The sequence below is a fragment of the Mesorhizobium sp. M7A.F.Ca.US.006.04.2.1 genome (assembly GCF_004022915.1).
Lineage (GTDB): Bacteria > Pseudomonadota > Alphaproteobacteria > Rhizobiales > Rhizobiaceae > Mesorhizobium > Mesorhizobium ciceri.
Map to the genome: position 1 here is coordinate 1 of NZ_RZQA01001160.1, position 1,513 is coordinate 1,513.

At 58.1% G+C, this 1,513-nt stretch carries 1 protein-coding gene and 1 pseudogene; both read left to right on the forward strand.

From position 1 onward, the window contains the following. Positions 1-329, forward strand: a pseudogene (locus EN925_RS35365) (hypothetical protein); the annotation flags it as partial. A 717-nt stretch (positions 330-1,046) separates the two neighbouring features. Then, positions 1,047-1,513: VCBS domain-containing protein (locus tag EN925_RS35370; protein ID WP_206633117.1), on the forward strand; the 467-nt coding region annotated here is incomplete at its 3' end.

Consider the following 1,513-nt stretch of genomic DNA (forward strand, 5'->3'; position numbering starts at 1 on the left):
CCACCGCGACAGGTGTCGTTGCCGGGGCGGTGGCAGGCGGTGCGGTCGGAGGCATTGTCGGCGCTCTGACGGAGTCCGGCGTGCCCGAGAACGATGCCCACGTGTATGCGGAGGGCGTACGCCGCGGCGGCACGTTGGTCACGGCCAGGGTGGACGATGAACTCATTGCAAATGCCGAGGAAATTCTGGGGCAATCCAGATCGGTCGATCTTGCCGAACGCCGCAGGGCTTACGAGGCTGGCGGCTGGACCGGCTTCGATGCCAATGCCGGCGAATATATCCCTGACGAGACCGATCGCGACAGCGCTCGGACGATCAATCGGCCTTGAACGAGGAGGTGTGGTCGCACGTACCGAACGACGAGGTTTCACGAAGTGCTACGGAGCGTGTGGGACAGATGTTCGAGTTGCCCGGCTTCAAGATCTCCGGGAGCAAGGGCATGAAGCTTCCCGGCTGTCCGGCGCGTTAAGTGATCTCAGTTGAATCCCCGACCGTTCAAGCGAACTGGCTGGCTGTCGGGTTGGCGTGCTGCACGAAAAGTACTCAGCGATCAAGGTGCGGTGTTGGTATGGTGGTGCGCTGGCGGGCTCTGGTCACGCTGAGCCGCACGTCTGCCGCCTGGCTCATATCGGGCGTGCGCCTGTTCGATCTCACAACTCGATTCTAGTGACTGTGGCTCCCCTTATGTTCGCCTATTAACTGTTCGGCCAAGTTGGGCGTTGACGCTTCCTCTCTATAAGAGTTAATAATCTCCTAATATAAGAAGCATCTAAAGTTCGTGGTCGAAAGCCACGAGTTTGACGATGTAGGTTGGGTAGGGAACGTAGCGTGACGACCAGTCGTCGCGTCCAGCAGCATCGGGTCAATATCCGTCCGTGAATGGCCAGCTTGAGGCGGCTGTTCCAAGCGCGGCGGTGTGCCTGGATGAGGGCGAAAATTCATGCCTGCCTGGATTCGCGCGGTTTTTCTTCGGCTGGAAGCAGCCGGTCGTTCAGTACTGTCGATAAAACAGATGAGGCGTCTGTTCTTAAAAGGGGGGTTGAAAAATGGCTACTCAGGTCACCGGTGCCGGCGGCACCACGACGTCTTTCTCCAACACGCCGCAGGCGAAGGATGACCTTTTTCTCCTCTCAGAAAATGATACCGGTGTCCTGATCCTGAATGTTTTGGCGAATGATCTGGGTGGCGCAGCCAAACAGCTCTACTCCATCGATAACGCAGACAGTGTGCAGACCGCAACGAAGATACTTGCTCCGGCGGATCTGCTCACACGCGACGCAACATACTCCGGCGGTGTCGGAGGAGGGACCGACACGAGTTACCTGGGTGCCCATATCTGGATAGGCACTGATGGTACGATCCACTACGACACGGCGAATCTCGAGAGTATGATTCAAGCGCTTGGGGCGGGAGAGGGTCTCACCGATAAAGTGACCTACGCCATTCAGCTCGGCAATGGCACGCTGGGCTGGGGCCCGGCCACCATTCAATTTAATGGCACCAACGACAAACC